The 16,780-nt window shown below is 66.6% G+C and carries 20 protein-coding genes; 19 read left to right on the top strand and 1 reads right to left on the bottom strand.

Annotated elements, in window-relative coordinates; genetic code table 11:
• Positions 1–5 precede the first annotated feature (5 nt).
• The 13 genes from ACUCV3_RS15950 to ACUCV3_RS15890 all read left to right on the top strand — a co-directional run bounded on the left by ACUCV3_RS15950 (position 6) and on the right by ACUCV3_RS15890 (position 8,611).
• A complete protein-coding gene (locus ACUCV3_RS15950; RefSeq protein WP_482240855.1) occupies positions 6–434 on the top strand; it encodes a hypothetical protein in 429 nt (142 codons plus the stop codon).
• Entirely contained in the window at positions 434–3,478 is a 3,045-nt protein-coding gene (gene mobF / locus ACUCV3_RS15945) for a MobF family relaxase (RefSeq protein ID WP_482240854.1), read from the top strand. The genes ACUCV3_RS15950 and mobF overlap by 1 nt, the downstream gene beginning before the upstream one ends.
• 40 nt (positions 3,479–3,518) lie before the next feature.
• On the top strand, positions 3,519–3,719 hold the full coding sequence (locus tag ACUCV3_RS15940) for a hypothetical protein (protein WP_482240853.1): 201 nt from the start codon (positions 3,519–3,521) through the stop codon (positions 3,717–3,719).
• Between the two features lie 53 nt (positions 3,720–3,772).
• Complete coding sequence (locus ACUCV3_RS15935) at positions 3,773–4,252, top strand: hypothetical protein (RefSeq protein WP_482240852.1); 480 nt, start codon at positions 3,773–3,775, stop codon at positions 4,250–4,252.
• Positions 4,249–4,788 (top strand): DUF2726 domain-containing protein, encoded by a 540-nt coding sequence (locus ACUCV3_RS15930; protein ID WP_482240851.1) that lies wholly within the window; start codon positions 4,249–4,251, stop codon positions 4,786–4,788. Before ACUCV3_RS15935 ends, ACUCV3_RS15930 begins: the two co-directional genes overlap by 4 nt.
• Complete coding sequence (locus tag ACUCV3_RS15925) at positions 4,781–5,164, top strand: hypothetical protein (protein ID WP_482240850.1); 384 nt, start codon at positions 4,781–4,783, stop codon at positions 5,162–5,164. The genes ACUCV3_RS15930 and ACUCV3_RS15925 overlap by 8 nt, the downstream gene beginning before the upstream one ends.
• Entirely contained in the window at positions 5,151–5,912 is a 762-nt protein-coding gene (locus ACUCV3_RS15920) for a hypothetical protein (protein WP_482240849.1), read from the top strand. Before ACUCV3_RS15925 ends, ACUCV3_RS15920 begins: the two co-directional genes overlap by 14 nt.
• 181 nt (positions 5,913–6,093) lie before the next feature.
• Positions 6,094–6,429 carry a hypothetical protein gene (locus ACUCV3_RS15915; RefSeq protein WP_482240848.1) on the top strand — a complete coding sequence of 112 codons (336 nt, stop codon included), beginning with the start codon at positions 6,094–6,096 and terminating at the stop codon, positions 6,427–6,429.
• A 19-nt stretch (positions 6,430–6,448) separates the two neighbouring features.
• A complete protein-coding gene (locus ACUCV3_RS15910) occupies positions 6,449–7,255 on the top strand; it encodes a CsgG/HfaB family protein (protein ID WP_482240847.1) in 807 nt (268 codons plus the stop codon).
• Positions 7,256–7,266: 11 nt separating this feature from the next.
• On the top strand, positions 7,267–7,671 hold the full coding sequence (locus tag ACUCV3_RS15905) for a DUF805 domain-containing protein (protein ID WP_482240846.1): 405 nt from the start codon (positions 7,267–7,269) through the stop codon (positions 7,669–7,671).
• 12 nt (positions 7,672–7,683) lie between these two features.
• Positions 7,684–7,947 carry a hypothetical protein gene (locus ACUCV3_RS15900; RefSeq protein ID WP_482240845.1) on the top strand — a complete coding sequence of 88 codons (264 nt, stop codon included), beginning with the start codon at positions 7,684–7,686 and terminating at the stop codon, positions 7,945–7,947.
• Complete coding sequence (locus ACUCV3_RS15895; protein WP_482240844.1) at positions 7,944–8,159, top strand: DUF5818 domain-containing protein; 216 nt, start codon at positions 7,944–7,946, stop codon at positions 8,157–8,159. The genes ACUCV3_RS15900 and ACUCV3_RS15895 overlap by 4 nt, the downstream gene beginning before the upstream one ends.
• Before the next feature lie 113 nt (positions 8,160–8,272).
• Positions 8,273–8,611: a hypothetical protein gene (locus tag ACUCV3_RS15890; RefSeq protein ID WP_482240843.1), complete on the top strand. Its 339-nt coding sequence runs from the start codon at positions 8,273–8,275 to the stop codon at positions 8,609–8,611.
• Between the two features lie 26 nt (positions 8,612–8,637).
• On the opposite strand, the gene ACUCV3_RS15885 is transcribed toward ACUCV3_RS15890, so the two are convergent.
• Entirely contained in the window at positions 8,638–9,051 is a 414-nt protein-coding gene (locus ACUCV3_RS15885) for a hypothetical protein (RefSeq protein WP_482240842.1), read from the bottom strand.
• A gap of 58 nt (positions 9,052–9,109) precedes the next feature.
• Between ACUCV3_RS15885 and ACUCV3_RS15880 the strand changes: the two genes are divergently transcribed.
• From ACUCV3_RS15880 to ACUCV3_RS15855, 6 genes are all read left to right on the top strand, one after another.
• Positions 9,110–9,787 (top strand): SOS response-associated peptidase, encoded by a 678-nt coding sequence (locus tag ACUCV3_RS15880; protein WP_482240841.1) that lies wholly within the window; start codon positions 9,110–9,112, stop codon positions 9,785–9,787.
• A gap of 239 nt (positions 9,788–10,026) precedes the next feature.
• Positions 10,027–10,707: an ImuA family protein gene (locus tag ACUCV3_RS15875; RefSeq protein WP_482240840.1), complete on the top strand. Its 681-nt coding sequence runs from the start codon at positions 10,027–10,029 to the stop codon at positions 10,705–10,707.
• Positions 10,622–12,406: a Y-family DNA polymerase gene (locus tag ACUCV3_RS15870; RefSeq protein WP_482240839.1), complete on the top strand. Its 1,785-nt coding sequence runs from the start codon at positions 10,622–10,624 to the stop codon at positions 12,404–12,406. The genes ACUCV3_RS15875 and ACUCV3_RS15870 overlap by 86 nt, the downstream gene beginning before the upstream one ends.
• On the top strand, positions 12,403–15,666 hold the full coding sequence (locus tag ACUCV3_RS15865; RefSeq protein ID WP_482240838.1) for an error-prone DNA polymerase: 3,264 nt from the start codon (positions 12,403–12,405) through the stop codon (positions 15,664–15,666). Before ACUCV3_RS15870 ends, ACUCV3_RS15865 begins: the two co-directional genes overlap by 4 nt.
• 3 nt (positions 15,667–15,669) lie before the next feature.
• The gene (locus ACUCV3_RS15860) at positions 15,670–15,957 is read left to right on the top strand and encodes a hypothetical protein (RefSeq protein ID WP_482240837.1); all 288 of its coding nucleotides are present in this window, start codon (positions 15,670–15,672) and stop codon (positions 15,955–15,957) included.
• Between the two features lie 169 nt (positions 15,958–16,126).
• Complete coding sequence (locus tag ACUCV3_RS15855; protein ID WP_482240836.1) at positions 16,127–16,684, top strand: hypothetical protein; 558 nt, start codon at positions 16,127–16,129, stop codon at positions 16,682–16,684.
• Positions 16,685–16,780 lie beyond the last annotated feature (96 nt).

Raw genomic sequence — 16,780 nt, 5'->3', positions numbered from 1 at the left:
GTCCGATGATCGCTGACGCGAGCCATCTCGGGGTCGCCGCCATGATCGCCGGCTCGCACGGTGCCGCCGTCGGCTTCTTCGCCTTCATGCGGATCACCCAGCGCGCGCCGTGGGTCCGGCCGGCAGTGATGTTCGGGCCTCTGATCGTGCCGGCGATCGTCGCCGTGGTCATCTGGACCATGGCATTGGGCCGGGCGGCGCCGATCGTACCCTTGGCCTTCGCGCTCAAGCTGGTCGCCGCCTGGTCGGCATCGTGCGGTGCCTATGTCGCGACCGCCTGCCTCGTCCGGATCGCCAGCCACTTCGAGCGGCTCCGGCTCGGCCGGATGTGGGCGACGATGCTCGCCGCGCGCGCCGCCCGTGGTGACGAGGAGCGGGCCGGCGATACCGACCGATCGTCGCAGCGCCTGTCGTTCTCGCGAGGGGTCGACTGATGCTCTCCGTCGCCTCCGTCGGTTCGGCCTCTGGCGCCGCGAACTATTTTGCCAAGGACGACTACTACACCGCCGAGGGCAGCTCCGAACTGAGCGTCTGGGGCGGCGAGGGCGCGGCTGAGCTTGGCCTCGTCGGCGAGGTCGACAAGGATGCCTTCGAGAGCGTCCTCCAAGGTAATCTACCGAACGGCGAGGAGGTCGAGAACCGCCGACCTGGGATGGATTTGACCTTCTCGGCACCGAAGTCGGTTTCGGTCCTCGCCTACGTCACTGGCGACAAGCGCATCCTGGGGGAGGGAGGCGCCAATTCAAATGCGGTCACACGCACGATGAAGTGGGTCGAGGCGAAGTTCGCCGAGGGCCGGAAGATCGACTCGGACGGGCGAGTCCTTCCCGTCCATACCGGCAAACTCGTCTATGCGCTGTTCCAGCACGACACGAGCAGGGCGCTCGATCCGCAGGCCCACATACACGCGGTCATCGCCAACATGACCAAGTTGCCTGACGGGAAATGGCAGGCGCTCCATGCCTCGAAGATCTGGAGCAACAACACGGCGATCGGCTCGGTCTACCACGCCTTCCTGCGCGAGGAGATGGAGAAGCTCGGCTATCAGGTGGAGCTCAAGGGCAAGCACGGCACCTTCGAAATCGCCGGCGTTCCCAAAGCGGTGCTCGAGGCGTTCAGCCAGCGACGCGAGGCCATCCTAGCGAAGGCGGCCGAACTTGGGATCACCTCCCCGAAGGGTCGCGATGGGGTTACGACCAATACCCGCGATCCGAAGCTGAACGTCGAAGACCGCGAAGGCCTGCAACGCGACTGGATCGAGAAGGCCGCGGCGCTTGGCTTCGACGGAAAGGCGCTGCTCGAAGCCGCACAGTCCCGCTCTGATCAGCGCACGCCCGCCAGGGCCGTCGAGCGGGGCTATCGCGCCGTCACCGACGCAGTGACGAGCGCATGGGAGAAGCTGGGCAGCGTGCTCAGGCCGCGCGACCCGCTGGTCGACCGTGGCCTTGGCCGCATCACCCACTCGCCCGCGGAGGCGCGCGCGCAACTGGCGGTCGCCTCGGCCGTCCGGATGCTGTCGGAGCGGGAGGCGGCGTTCAGCACCACCATGCTCGGCAAGACGGCGCTCGACCTTGGGCTCAAGGGCGTGACGATCGACCATGTCGAGCGTCGCATAGAGCAACTGGTCGAGCGCGGGCGGCTGATCGCCGGAGAGGCGCGGGAGACCGATACCCGTCCGCGCATGGTCACGACGCAGGAGGCGCTCAGGACCGAGGAGAGCATCCTCAAGGCAGTCGAGCAGGGGAAGGGCCAGTCCACCCCCATGATCGCCGCCAGCGAGGCTCCCGAGCGGCTACAGGCCGCCGCGGATCGCGAGCTCAACGCCGGCCAGCTCGCGGCCGCGACGCTGATCGTGTCGTCCGAGGACCGGACCGTCGTAGTGCAGGGCATCGCCGGCGCCGGCAAATCGACCATGCTGCAGGCCGTCGCGCGCGTCGCGGAAGCCGAGGGGCGCACCGTCACCGGACTAGCCTTCCAGAACAAGATGGTCGCGGACCTGGCCGAGGGGGCGGGGATCAAGTCGCAAACGATCGCCTCCTTCATCATGGCCAACGAGCGCCACGTTTCCAATCGCGACACTGACGCCTACGACCAGGCGCGCGCCACCTTCGCGGGCCAAATGCTCATCGTCGACGAGACCTCGATGGTGTCGAGCGACGACATGCTGAAGCTGCACCAGATCTCGGCCGCGCTCGGCGTCGAGAAGCTCGTCCTCGTGGGCGACCGGCAGCAGCTCTCCTCGATCGACGCCGGCAAGTCCTTCGCCCTCATTCAGGCGGGTGGCGGGACGATGGCGCGGATGGACGAGAACATCCGCCAGCGCACCGACCAGCTGCGCACCGTCGCCGCGCTCGCCAACGTCGGGGAGGCCGGCAAGGCGATGAAGGTGCTGGGCGACAACGTGGTCGAACACCAGAGCCCGGCCCACCACGCGGCCGATATGTGGCTGGGGCTCTCGCCGGAAGAACGGGAGGCGACCGCCGTGTTCGCTTCGGGGCGGGCGTCGCGCGCGATCATCAACTTGGCGATCCAGGACGGTCTCGCCGGCGAGGGCAGCGTGCGCGGCGAAGGCATCCACCTCACCGTCTATGAGCGCGTCAACACGACGCGCGAGGAGCTGCGCTACGCCTCGACCTACCAGCCCGGGCAGACGCTCGAGGTGGGCAGGGGAGGCGGGCAGGACGTCGGCCTCGTCGCCGGTCGCTACGACGTCGACAAGGTCCACCCCAATGGCAAGGTCGACCTCAAACTCGGCAACAAACGTATCCGGTTCGACCCGCAGAAGCTGTCGCCGACCGAGAAGCGAGACCGCCTGCAGCTCAGCGAGAAGAAGGATCTCCACCTTCGCGAGGGCGACCGCATCCGCTGGACCGCCACCGACAAGGACCGCGGCCTCCACCGTTCGGCGCTCGCGTGCGTGCTCACGATCGATGCGAACGGCGTCACCGTCGAGACGGCGGGCAAGGAGCGCCTGACGCTCGATCTCGGCGACCCGATGCTGTCGCGCCTCGACCTTGCCTACTCGCTCAACATGCACATGGCGCAGGGCATCACGACCGACAAGGCGATCACCGTCATGTCGAGCCAGGAGCGCAACCTCTCCAACCAGCGCCTGTTCAACGTCGGCGTCACCCGCGTCCGCGACGAGCTGACGATGGTGGTCGACGACAAGGAGAAGCTGGAGCGCCAGCTCGACCACAACGCCGGCAACAAGACCTCCGCGCTGGAGACGATCGGCCGCCTCGACGTCGATCGCGAGCGCACCCCCGGCCCCGGCCCGCGCGAGAAGTTCGACCCCGGCCCGATCGACCTCAAGGACCTGCCGCCGCTGCCCGGCGACCCACCGGCGCCCGCGGACGGCAACGGCAAGCCGCCGCTGCCCAAGGTCGATGACCTGAAATCACCGCCCGACCTCAAGCCCGAGCGCGGCGACATCCTGCCGCCGCTGCCGGAACGCAGCCTGGGGCTCGACCTGTGACGACCGACCGGCCGGACCGCCGGATGATGGAGACGACGACATGAGTGGATGGGATTTCGACGACGTCGGCAAGTTCGGAAGCGAGAAAGCCGCCGAGGACTTCGCCAAGCGCAACGGTGTGGACCCGAGGGACATCCGCACGCGCGACAAGGGGGACGGGATCGAGCTGGAGATCCGGCGCTCCAACCTGGACCGCTGCGGGCTGAAGGACAGCGGCGAGGGCCGTCGGGACGGTTGGTGACGGGCAGGCCGGCGCGGTTCGGGTCCGCCGGCCGCGCCGTCCGATCGGGGGACATGAGCATGCACACGGAGAGCTCAATCGACTGGCGGCAGCGCGCCGCCATGCTGCGCCTTCAAGCCGAAGATCTCGGCGGGCTGGCGATCGCGCTCGCCGAGCAGGGCCGCTACCGAGCAGAGGATCCCGTTTATCGGGTGTCGCTGGCTCTGCGCGACCTCTGCAACCGGCGTGAGGCCGCGGCGACCGAGCTTCTCGCCATGGGAGAGGCGACCGAGCGCGCGGCCCGGGACCGCGAGTATGAGCAGGACCGCGCGCGCCGCCGCCAGGGAGAGCGGCGCTTCTGGAGGACGCTGGGTCTCGGCGCGATCGGCCTCGCTGCCTTTGTCGCCTTCACGACCCTTCTCGGCCCAGATTCGTACCGCCGCGATCATCCGATCACCACCGCGGACATGATCCCGCAGCGCGAGTGGATGGCGGTGTCGACGCCTGCCGACACTTCCTCGCCGGCCGCGGCCAGCGGAGATCGCAACCCATGAGCCAGATCACCGGCTCCCCCGTGGCGCTGCTCGTTTTCATCGTCTGCGCGCTCGCGCTGCTAGGCTTATTGAAGAACACGCTCGGGCTCGGTGGACCGCCCGCGCCGGTCGCGAAGCGGTTCCTCACCGACCGCGAACTGGCGATGCTGGTCGCGATCGAGCGCATCCTGCCCGCGCACCGGGTCCATGCCCAGGTCGCGATGGGCGCGCTCCTGCAGGTTCCACGTCGCTTAGGCCGCAAGGTCTCGCACGCCGACCGCAACAGCTTCTCGCAGAAGATCGTCGACTTCGTCGTGCAGGACCGGACGAGCGGCGCGATCGTCGCCCTGATCGAGGTGGACGACTATTCGCACAACGCGGTCCGCGACGCGAAGCGCGACGCGATGACCGCTCGGGCGGGCTACACCACGATCCGCATCTCCGGCCGGACCAAGCCCACCCTGTCGAACGTCCGGCAGGCGCTCGCTCCGCTGCTCCACCCTGAGGGATCGCCTGGCGCGGTCGCCATAGCCGAACGGCAGGCCAGCCATGCTTGAGGCCCAGCTGCTCTCGGCGATCTACGCAACCGTGCTGCTCTACCTGGCCGGTAATCTCGCCGGTCCGGGCTGGATGCGGCGCTCGGGCGCGCCACCGCTTCCCGCAGGCCTCCGATCGAGCGTCAGGATCGCCACGGCAATAGGACTCGCCGGGCTCGCGTGGGTCGCGCTCACGGACACGCCGTCGGCAATCGGATGGCGCGAGTGCGCCGTGTGGATGGCCGTCCTGGTCGAAACGCTCGTGTTCCTGAAGATCGCGATGCACCGCGATCAGGGGCTCTACGACCGCATGGGAAGCCTCCAAACAGGCGGCGGCACATTCCTCACGTCTGCAGCAAGCCAGCCAACTCAGGGGGGAACACATGGGCCTCGATGATCGCGACTACATGCGCGAGCGGTATCGAAAGCGGCAGGGACTCGACGACGGAAAGGTTCGCTGGGGATTCGGCAAGGCCGCGCGCGATGCGCGGGCTGCGAAGGTCCGCGATGCCAAATCGGTGCCGCTCGGCAGCGCATCGTGGATCGACGCCAAGTCGCGGGTTGAGTTCACAGAGCCATGGTTCAGCACCAAGAACCGGGGCCACGACTACCAGAAGGGTCGATATAGACCGTCGCCCAGGTTCAAGGCCCACCCGCTGCAGGGTTGGATCCTCGGCCTTTCAGCTCTGCTGACGCTGATCCCGATGTATGGCGCTGCCAAGCAAAGTGGCTGGATCCCGGACCTTGCGGCCGCGCAGTCTTTCCCGGAGTCCGGTAGCGTCACGGTCGCGACATCGCTCAGCACTAAGCGGCTTACGAGCTGGCTCGAGGTGCAGACGAGCAACGCTAACGCAGTCGTTCAGCTCATCGACCCGGTCACACGAGAGCACGTCCTCTCGATCTACGTTGCCGGCGACGATCGAGTCCGCGTGCCCGTACCCCGCGGCACTTATCAGATGCGCCTCATTGGAGGGCAGAAGTGGCACGGCCCGATACGGTTTTTCGGCCCGAACACGTCTTATGAGACCGTCGTCAAGCCTATGACGTTCGAGCGGACGGCAACACATATCATCGATTTACGACGTCGGCCCGACGGCAACCTACACACGCGCCTCAACGTCACCCGGCCAGAGCCACTGCGATGACCCCGGGTCCACTTATCCTGCAGCATTCCGGGATGGAGTTTTCCCCCCAAACGATCGTCCCGCTCATCTACGCGGCGGCGAAGACCTCGCCGGCCTTCCGGCCGCCGGGAGTGGTGGCCTTGCCACCAACGGCGCTGCGACGTCGCAGCCGCCTTCACGATGCTAGAAAGGATCAAACACCATGATGCTACTACGTTTCGCCGCGTGGGGGGCAATCGCTCTCGCCGTAGGCATGCCCGCAGCCGCGAGCGCAACGCCGGCCAGCCCCGTTCTCCTCGCGATGGCGAGCTTCGCCGGCGAGAAGGCCGGGGAGGATGCCGCCGCGAAGGTCAGCCTCAAGAAGGCGCACTGGAAGGAGCACGCCGGCGCCCATGCGAAGGGCGACTGCAAGGATTGCCCCGAATGTGCCGACTGCGCCGATTGCAAGGACTGCGACGAGGCGAAGAAGGTCGCCGAGGCGGAGGAGCGTGCCGGCATCTGCGACCCGGCCAAGCATGCGGCCAAGAAGCGTGCCTAACCGGGCTATTCTCCTCGCCGTGACGGCCGCTCTCGCGGCCGTCACACCCTCAACCGCCTTCGCGCAAAAGCTGGGGAAGGGCGGCACCGGCGTCGACGAGACGTCCGAACTGCCGCGCTGCTCTCAGCCGCTCGGCACGATCGCGCTGGTCGAGGATCGCAGCAGCGTCGCCGACGTCGAGGATCAGCTTCCTCCGGGCATGCGCGCGCTCGTGCAACTCGCCGAACGGCAGAACGGCGGGTCCACCGCCAAGGTTGATCCCTTGCCCCTCCTGAAGCTCCTGACGGCCCGTTCGGGCTGTTTCGAGGTGGTCGAGCGTGGTGGCGCGTTCGACGCCCTGCAGCGTGAACGCCAGCTCGCCGCCGGCGGTTCGGTTGCCAATGGTGCCGCCCTCAACCAGGCCACGCTACGCGCGGCCGATTACCTCCTTACCGCCCAGGTCCTCTACTCCGACAGCAATGCCCGCGGCGGGGGCGGCGGGGTGGGCGGCACGTTTGGATCGGCCGTCGGGCTCAAGACCAAGACGCTCGAGAGCCAGACCATGCTCACGCTGGTCAACGTGAAAACGGGCGTCCAGACGGCCGTAGCCACGGGCGCAGCGCGCAAGCGCGACGTCACGGTGGTAGGCGGCGGCCTTCTCCTGAGCCTCGGGGTCGGGGCTCTCGGGGGTGCCTACACGTCGACGGACATCGGTAACATCACCTCGCTTGCCCTGCTCGACAGCTTCAGGAAGCTCACCGTGGACGCGCAGACAAGGATCTCTCCGCCTGTCGACGCGACTCCTCCGGCCGCCAGCCCGCCGCTCGCGTCAGGGACGCCCAGGTAAAGGAGAGGGGGGTGGATGTTGGCGAGGTCTTGTTCGCCTATAGGGGCAGGGTGGGGCGGTTGCCGTTCGTCGCGACGATCGCCGCCAGCTGGGTGCTGCTGTTCGCGAGCCGGTACGACATCCGCTTCGTCCACTTCCTCGCCGGGCTGTCTCAACCCGCGCTGCTCGGTTCCATTGGGATGGCCGCCTGGATCGCGTCCGCGGTGATGGTGAAGCGGCTCCACGACGTCGGATGGTCAGGCCTCAACACGATCTGGATCGCGCTCCTGGCCCTTCTCGGCGACCCGCTCGACACGAGCGCTCCGCTCCTGATGGGTACGGCTGCGGTCTCGGTCTTCACCCAGCTATGGCTCTGCATCGAGCCTGGCGCCCGCCGAGCCAACCGCTTCGGCAACGCGGCCCCGCTTGGTGGCTGATCGGAGCACGTCATGGACCAGTGCGATCTCTTCGGCGAACCGCTGCCCGCTCCCGAACCAAAGCCGGTGGTCGAGCTGCCCCTGCCTCCACTCGCCGCACCCTGCGCGTTCCGCAATCGTTCGAACAAGCCCTGCCAGCGGCTCGCGCGCGATCCGATCAGGCTCGGCGGCAAGAAGCTGCGCTCACACGGGCGGCTCCTGCTTCACTGCCCTATCGCGTGCTTCAATGGCGCGGCGGCCGAAGAGATAGACAACCTCGCGGAAGCGGCGGAATGACCACACCCGGTTCAACACGGCTCGCCGGCGTCGTCGAGATGACACCGCGCGGGCCGATGCTCCTCGAGCCTGACGGGATGCGCTGGCGCCTCACAGGCGACGTGCCATTGGGCCACCTGATCGGGAGCCAGGTGACGGTCGAGGGGACGATCAGCGGCGCGGCGATTGCGGCCTATTACCTCGCCCCGCGAACGGAGACACCACCATGCTGAGCCCGGCGACCGCGTTCCCGTACCGTCGGCCAGGGTGCCCCTACTGCGGACACACGATCGACCACTGGCCCAAAGAGGCTCACGTCCAGAGCTGCCGGCTCTGTCTCCGCCCCATGATCCTTCTGCGCTGGCCGACAGACTGGAACGGCCCGAAGCGGCTACGCGGCCTGCTGGACGTGGGTTTCGCCCTCTACGGGCTCCTCACGATAGCGCTGGTCGCCGCCTTCATCATCACCGGCCTGACGCCGCACGCCTTCGCCAAGGGATTCTCGGTTCTGCTGTTCATCATCGGCAGTGTGCTCGCGGCCGATGGCGTGCTCGGGCTCCGGACGGGCCTGGACAGGACAGGCAAGCGGTTACGTTCCGGTCGACCAGCGCGCGTTCTCGCTGGAGGCAAACTCGTCGCCGGCTCGGCCGCCATCATCCTGCTATGTATCGGGCTCGCTCTCTAAGGATGCCAAGAGGCTGACGTTCACCCTCATCCGCCGAGCTTCGCCGCATCCTCCATAACGCTGTCCGGCTCGCCAAACCGATAGGCCGCCAATTCCTCTCGGTCGGTCTTGCTCAGAGGACTCTTGCTGTAGGTGCCTCTGGCCCAGCTATCGGTGCCGGTGTGCCGCTCGCCCAAGCGGAGCATCTCGTCATGCGGAGCGACATACCAGACACCACGATCCGGAAACGCCACCCAGATATTTCTCCCGATATACTTCCTGTCGATGGTCCACCGCCCCTTGAGCTGCACGAGCCTGGTGTCGCCGGTCGCCTCGTTGAGGAGGATAAGATCGATGCCGTTGTCGTACACCGGCAGATACACGTTGTAGCCTTGATTGAGCGCCACGGTGACGAGCGCGTTGCGGTTCACCACCTCGACGGCGTCACTGGTCAGCTTCATCGTTCTCCCTACCGCCGATCGCCTGACAGTCCCGCCTGAACGTGGCAGAACCGCGCGCATGTGTAACCGCTACCGCATCTCCGCGAAACAGGCCGCCGTCATGCGCGCGTGCGGGTTCGAGCCGCCCTATGCGCCCGACGAGGTGTTCCCGCCAGCGCGCGAGATCTTCCCGACCGGCAAGAAGACGGCCAGACATGGCCCGATCGTGCGCCGGAGCGCGGCCGGCAACCGGCCCCTGGAGATGGTGCTGCTCGAATGGGGCTTTCCGACCAAGGTGCCGAGCAAGCGCAACCCGGAAATCAAGCTCGACAAATACGTCACGAACGCGCGGAACCTCGCCTCGTCCATGTGGAAGCCATCCATCGCGAGCGCTGAGCGCCGCTGCATCGTGCCGTTCACCTGGTTCGCCGAGCCGCATCCTGAAGGTGGCACCGGCGACGATGGCAAGCCGCGGCAGATGTGGTTTGCCCTTCCGGATCAGCCGATCGGCTTCTTCGCCGGCCTGTGGCGCCCGACCGAGCGGGGCGAGGCCTATGCCTTCGCCACGACGAACCCTAACGAGTTCGTGAAGCCGTGGCATCCAAAGGCTATGCCGGTGATCCTGCGACCCTGCGACCTGCTGCAATGGCTCGACGGCAGTGCGGCCGACGCTCTGGCGCTCGTCCAGCCTTACGCCGGCGAGATGATCCGCCAGGTCGAGACCCCGGCCGACGACCTCATCGAGATCGACGCCTGACTGCCACCAACTTGCTCACATCGGTTGCTCGCCCGCAGCGTAGAAGAGCTGCTGACGGTTGACCCGTAAGCGAACCTAAAGAGGATCCATCGGAATTGAACGGCTTGACCCGTGACGCCTCTTGGCGGAACATAGAGGGAACACTCCGAGTCTAGTTGATCATGCCTGCCGTCGATTCTCGCCCCGCCCACATAGCCCGCCTTCGCTCGATCGCGACCCCGCTCGCAGAGTATCGAACGATGCCATTCGGCGTGCCGGAGCTCGACCAACGGCTCGCGAGCGGCGGTCTGAGGGCCGGAGCACTGCACGAGGCGACAGCGCAGACCTGCTCGCTTGTCGACGATGCAGCCACGACGCTTTTCCTCTGTGGTATTGCCGCACGGGAGGCGGCGAGCAGCAATGGTCCCGTCCTGTGGGTCAGCTGCCGCAGCGACCTGTACGCACCCGCGCTGGCGCAAGCGGGCCTTGCCTCGGCTGCGGTCATCCACGCCCAACCACGCGACGACACCGAGCTCCTCGCCGTTGTTGAGGACGCGATCCGCGACGGGACGCCGGCCGTGATCGTGGCAGAGGCCGAAAGGATCTCGATGGTGGCGTCACGTCGTCTGCAGCTTGCCGCGGCGGATGCGGACCTTCCCGTCCTGCTCCTGCGGCGAAGGCGTCGTCTCGGTCAGGATCCACTGGCCGAACCGTCCGCTGCCTGGACACGTTGGCGGATCGCCAGCGCACCGTCCGAGCGGCTCGAGGTCAGCGGCGTGGGACGGCCGCGCTGGACGGTCGAACTGGCCCGCCAACGTAGTGGCGTGTCTTTCTCCCTGATCGTGGAGGGCAGCGATGAGACGGGTCGTCTCCGCGTTCCTGCCGCACTTGGCCATCGAGCGGCTGAGACGGCAGGAACGGTCCGCCACGCCGCCGCCTAGCCGGCCGGCGCTTCAATTCCCCGTCGACGATGATCCCGGTGCTTGCTCGGTTCCGCGCGGCGGCGGTTGGCGACCGGGCGCGCGCTGGGCCCGCGAAGGCTTGCCGTCGCGCGCCGAAGTTGAGGCGCAGATCGCAAGCCTGCCAAAGCACTCGCAACCACCGGCACGCGAACTCGGCCGACGTTCGGAGGCGGCGCAGCATCCGTTCAAAGCAAAGCCGGCGACAGTACCCTTGCAAGGCAACGCAGCCGCCATGGCTGCGGATGCCCCACTCGCTCTGTTCGGCAAGGTAGGGCGCCGAGAAGAGATCGTCGCCGCCTGCCCGGGAGCGCAGACGCTGGGCATCCATGTTGGCATGGCGGCTACACATGCGCGTGCGCTCGTCTCGGACCTCGACCTGCGCCCCGCCGAACCCGAAGCGGATGCGGCGCTGCTCGATCGTTTGGCCCTACTTGCGGTCCGGCGCTGGTCTCCGACCGCAGCCGTGTCTGATCCCGATGGGCTGTGGATCGACCTGACCGGCTGCGCACACCTCCATGGCGGCGAGCGCCGCTTCTGTCAGAGGCTGCTCGCCTTCTGCAGACGCGCAGGATTTACGGCGCGCATCGCGGTCGCCGAGACTCCTGGCGCTGCCCATGCGCTGGCTCGGTTCGGTGGTGCAGACCTCGCTTGCGTGGCGCCCGGCTCGATCACCGCCGCGCTCTCCCCGCTTCCGATCGCGTCCCTTCGACTGACTTCGACAGCGCTGAGTGCGGCACGGCGGTTCGGCTTCGATACGGTGGCCGATCTCCTCCCGGTCGCGCGGGGACCGCTGGCGCGACGGCTCGGCCTACCCGCCATCACCCGCCTCGATCAAGCGCTCGGAAGCGTTGCAGAGCCGATCACCCCGCGTGTGGACCCCAGTACCCCGATGGTCGAGCGCCGGCTGCTCGAGCCGATCGGCACCGCGGACGCGATCGAGCAAGTGATGGTCGATCTCCTTGGCGATCTTGCCCAGGTGTTGCAGACAAGAGGGCTTGGCGTTCGATCGCTCCGGCTTGCCGGTCTGCGTATCGACGGCAGTGAGCAGATCGTGGGCATCGGCACTTCCCGGCCTACCCGCGATGTACCCCACCTTCTGCGCCTGCTGAAGCTCCGGATCGAGCGCATCGACCCGGGCGTGGGTGTCGAACAATTCCGGCTGGCAGCGCCTCACACAGAACCGATGGATGCAGTCGATCTGGGCGCCGTCCTTGCCGGCGATACAGTCACGCGAGACCCAGCCCGCCTCGTCGACGTGGTTGCGGGACGGATCGGCAGCGGAGCCGTCTACCGGATTGCCCCGGTTGAGAGCCACGTACCAGAGCGGGCGGTGACGCGCAGCAGTCCGATCGACCTCCCGGGGGATTGGCCGGCATGGCAACGTCCGGTCAGGCTACTGGTTCGCCCGGAGCCGCTCTGGGGCGTCATCGCGCTCCTGCCAGACCAACCGCCCCGCCGTTTCGAGTGGCGGGGTAAGCCTCACCGTGTCGTTGCTGGCGATGGGCCGGAACGCATCCACGGCGAGTGGTGGCGGCGCGATGCCGAAGTCTGGGCTGTGCGGGACTATTTCCGGGTCGAGGACGGGGATGGCGGCCGGTATTGGCTGTTCCGGCGCGGCGACGGAATGGACGACGACACCGGCGATCTTAGCTGGTGGATCCATGGTGTTTTCGCATGACCGCCTATGTCGAGCTGCAGGTGCTGACGCACTTTTCGCTGCTGCGCGGCGCGTCGAGCCCCGAGGAACTGTTCTCGGCGGCGGCTCTGCTTGGCTATCCGTCGTTGGGAATAGCCGACATGGGGACCGTAGGAGGGGTCGTGCGCGCCTGGGAGGCGCAAAAGGCGACGGGAGTTCGGTCGATCGCCGGCACGCGTGTTGATCTCTCCTGCGGGCGTCGTCTGATCCTCTACCCGACGGATCGATCAGCATGGTCACGGATCACCAGGCTCCTGACCGTTGGAAAAAGGCGGGCGGGAAAGGGCGGGTGCCTGCTGCACTGGCACGACCTGCAGCCTTGGTCAGAAGGCGTCATCGCCATCCTCCTCCCCCATGAGGCTGACGCGGAGAATCTGGCGGCGCTCGCCGACTTGAAGGCCGTCTACGGTCGCCGAGGTTACATGGCACTGTTCCAGCGGCGACGGCCGAACGACGCAGTGCGGATCGATGCGTTGGCACGACAGGCCGGCGGGGTCGGTGTTCGCGCGGTCGCGACGGGCGACGTTCTCTACCACACGCCTGACGCTCGCCTCCTGCAGGACGTCGTCACCGCCGTTCGCGAGAAATGTACCGTCGACGAACTCGGCTTTCGCCGTGAGGTCAATGCAGATCGAGCGCTCAAATCGCCCGAAGAGATGGTCCGGCGCTTCCGGGCTTATCCCGACGCGTTGCGGGCGAGCGTTGATATCGCAGGGGCCTGCACGTTCGACCTTGGGGAGCTTGCATATCAATATCCCCACGAGCGCGTGATCGAAGGTCTGACGGCGCAACAGGCGCTCGTGGAACTGGCGAACGACGCGGTCGCGCGGATGTTCGACGGCCCGGTGCCGCAAGCCTATCGTGATCAGATCGACCACGAGCTGCGGTTGATAGCGGACCTGGGCTACGCGCCATACTTCCTGACGGTTCACTCGATCGTACGCGAGGCGCGGCGACGCGGGATCCTGTGTCAGGGCCGCGGGTCGGCCGCAAACAGCTGCGTGTGCTTCGTGCTCGGCATCACGTCGATTGATCCCATCAAGCATGAGCTGCTCTTTGAACGGTTTGTGTCCGGTGAACGCCGCGAGCCGCCCGATATCGACGTCGATTTCGAGCACGAGCGCCGCGAGGAGATCATCCAGTGGATTTACGAGACTTATGGGCGCGATCGTGCCGCTCTGACGGCTGTCGTCACTCGGTACCGGGCACGAGGCGCGGTTCGAGACGTCGGCAAGGCGATGGGACTGCCCGAAGACCTCACCGCCTCGCTTGCCGGCCTGGTGTGGGGATGGTCAGCAGAGGGCGTCGGCGAGAAGCAGGTTGAGGAGCTGAACCTCGACCTAGCGGACCGACGGCTGCGGTTGACGCTCGACCTAGCGCGCAAGCTCATCGGTACCCCGCGGCACATGTCGCAGCATCCTGGGGGATTTGTGCTCACTCACGACCGCCTGGACGATCTGGTGCCGATCGAGCCTGCCGCCATGGAAGACCGCCAGATCATCGAATGGGACAAGGATGACATCGACGCTCTGAAGTTCATGAAGGTCGACGTTCTCGGGCTTGGCATGCTCGGCTGCATGAACCGAGCATTCAACCTCCTGGAGGAGGCGAAAGGAATCCGGATCGGCCTTTCCGACCTGCAGGACGACGACCCTGCCGTGTTCGCCATGATCCAGAAAGCCGATACTCTCGGGACGTTCCAGATCGAAAGCCGCGCGCAGATGTCCATGCTGCCGCGCATGAAGCCGCAGCGGTTTTACGACCTCGTCATCCAGGTCGCGATTGTGCGTCCCGGCCCCATCCAGGGGGACATGGTCCATCCCTACCTGCGCCGACGCGAAGGCTTGGAAAAGCCGGATTACCCTCGGCCGGAACTTCGTGCGGTGCTGGAGAAGACGCTCGGTGTGCCGCTCTTCCAGGAGCAGGCGATGAAGGTCGCGATCGTCGGTGCGGGGTTCTCGGCTGCCGAGGCCGATGCGCTCAGACGCGCGATGGCGACGTTTAAGTTCACCGGCGGCGTCTCGCATTTTTCGGAGAAGCTGATCGAGGGAATGGTCGCTCGGGGCTACCCGCGTGATTTCGCCGAGCGCACGTTCCGGCAGCTAGAGGGCTTCGGCTCCTATGGCTTTCCTGAAAGCCACGCGGCGAGCTTCGCCAAGATCGCCTACGCGTCGGCCTGGATGAAACATCATCACCCGGACGTCTTCTGCGCCAGCCTGATGAACGCTCAGCCAATGGGCTTCTATGCGCCCGCGCAGATTGTCCGAGACGCGCGCGACCACGGTGTCGAGGTCCGGCCACCCTGCATCAACGCAAGCCGGTGGGACTGCACGCTCGAGCCGACGGGCGGACAGTACCTCGCCGTCCGGCTCGGCTTGCGTCAGGTGCGTGGCCTTTCGAACGCCGACGGCGCCGCGGTCGTCGGCGCGCGTTCCACCGCTTTGTTCGATTCGGTCGAGGACGTCTGGCGGCGGTCGGGCGTACAGCGAGCCGCCATCGAGAAGCTGGCTGACGCAGATGCGTTCCACACGCTCGGCGCCGATCGTCGGCAAGGCTTATGGAAGGTGAGGGGCCTGGGAGAGGCACCATTGCCGCTCTTCGCTGCGGCGGATCGCACGGCGCGGACAGTCAGCCCCGAAGGCGTCGAGCCGGCGGTGAGCTTGCGACCGCTCACCGATGGCCGGGAGGTTATCGAGGACTATCGTTCGCTCCAGCTATCGCTTCGCGCCCACCCGCTCACCTTCCTGCGAGACGAGCTGGCCCGACGCGGCGTGACGCGCTGCGCGGATCTCGCGAGCATTCGCGACGGCCGACACGTCGAAGTCGCCGGCATCATCCTCGTCCGGCAAAAGCCAGGCAGCGCCAAAGGCGTGCTGTTCATCACCATCGAGGACGAGACAGGCATCGCCAACGGCATCTTATGGCCAGACCGTTTCGAAGCTCAGCGCAGAACCGTGATGTCGGCCTCAATGATCGGCATGAAAGGAAGGGTCCAGAAGGAAGGCGAAGTGATCCACGTCATCTGTGACCGGATCATCGATCATGGGGACCTGCTTCACAGGGTCGGCGAACTCTCTTTCCCGCATCGAACCGGGCGTGGGGACGGTGCCCGACATGCTGGCGCGCCGGACCGCGGCGACAAGGGGTGGCGGCCCGAGCCGCGAAACTCCTATTGGCCGCCGCACGCAGAGGGCATGGACCCGGAAGCGGTCGTGCGGTTCAAATCCCACGACTTCCGCTGAACCATGGAAGGTCTTCCGCGTCATCAGCGCGTCGTCATCGCCCTCTCGGTCCACATCCTCCGCTCCGCTGCTGCTCGATCGTCGAGTGCGCGGGTCGACGTGGTCGAGGTTCGTCTCGCCCTGCGATGCCTCTTGCAGCATTGCCCGGAGCGCTGGCCCTTAGAGAGCTTCTGGGACGCGGCTCAGCAGACCAACGACATCGGACGCTCTCAAGGTGTGACGGCCGCATTCAACGGGATCGTGCGCCAACTGCGGCGCGCTGGTCGATACGAAGAGATCACTCTTTTCTGACGGGCGGAAGGAGCTTTCTGCGGAAACAAGATGCCGCTTCTCGGCAGAGCATTTCGCGATATCCGCTCGCGGCACTTTACCTTCCCGGTGAAGTGCCGCGAGCGGTCAAACTTACTCTCCCGCTCCATGCGGGATTCACTTCGCGGGCACTCTGTGCTTGTAATGTTCCATGTTTCAGCCCGACCTCTTCTCCCCCAAGGAGCGCGCTCGGCCGGTCAAGGCGGAGGAGCCGGAACGGCAACTCGACCTGCCGGCGATCCTCGAACGGCTAACCATCGTCTGCGAGCGGCCACGCTATAGCTTCATGGTGCTGAACCTGATCGCACAGGCGAGCGCTCAAACCGGATCGGCCGGGCCGTACATCCGCGACGGTAGTCGGCGCATCCCGGTTCGCGATTGGCTATGCGACGCGTTGGTGCCCGTCGCTCAGCGCGATCCGCGTCGCCGCGCGCTTACGGACAAGGTCCGTCAGGAGCTTGAGGCCAAGCGAGTGCTTCCGCTCGATCCGGAAGCGGCCGAGAGAATAGTGGACGCGCAAGTGCGCAAGCGAGTCCGCCAGTCCGGCCGGACGAACGTCAGCCGAGCCGTCTCGGAGCTCGTTCGTGCCGGTTTCGTGCGTCGGCACTATCAGGGCTACAGGGTCGACCACCACAACCGCGGCGCGCAGCGCCAGGCTGTCTACACGATCACCGAAGAGGCGAAGCGGGCGTTGCAACTCGGACGATAGCACGGGTCAGTTCAGGTCTAGCCGTCCTCTCGACCCTACAACTTTGCCCCCCGGAGCTGAGGACAATGTACCACATGGTACCAGATGGTAGCGTAT

This window comes from Sphingobium sp. VMM, from assembly GCF_056790315.1.
This window is presented reverse-complemented; position numbering and strand designations above follow the sequence as displayed.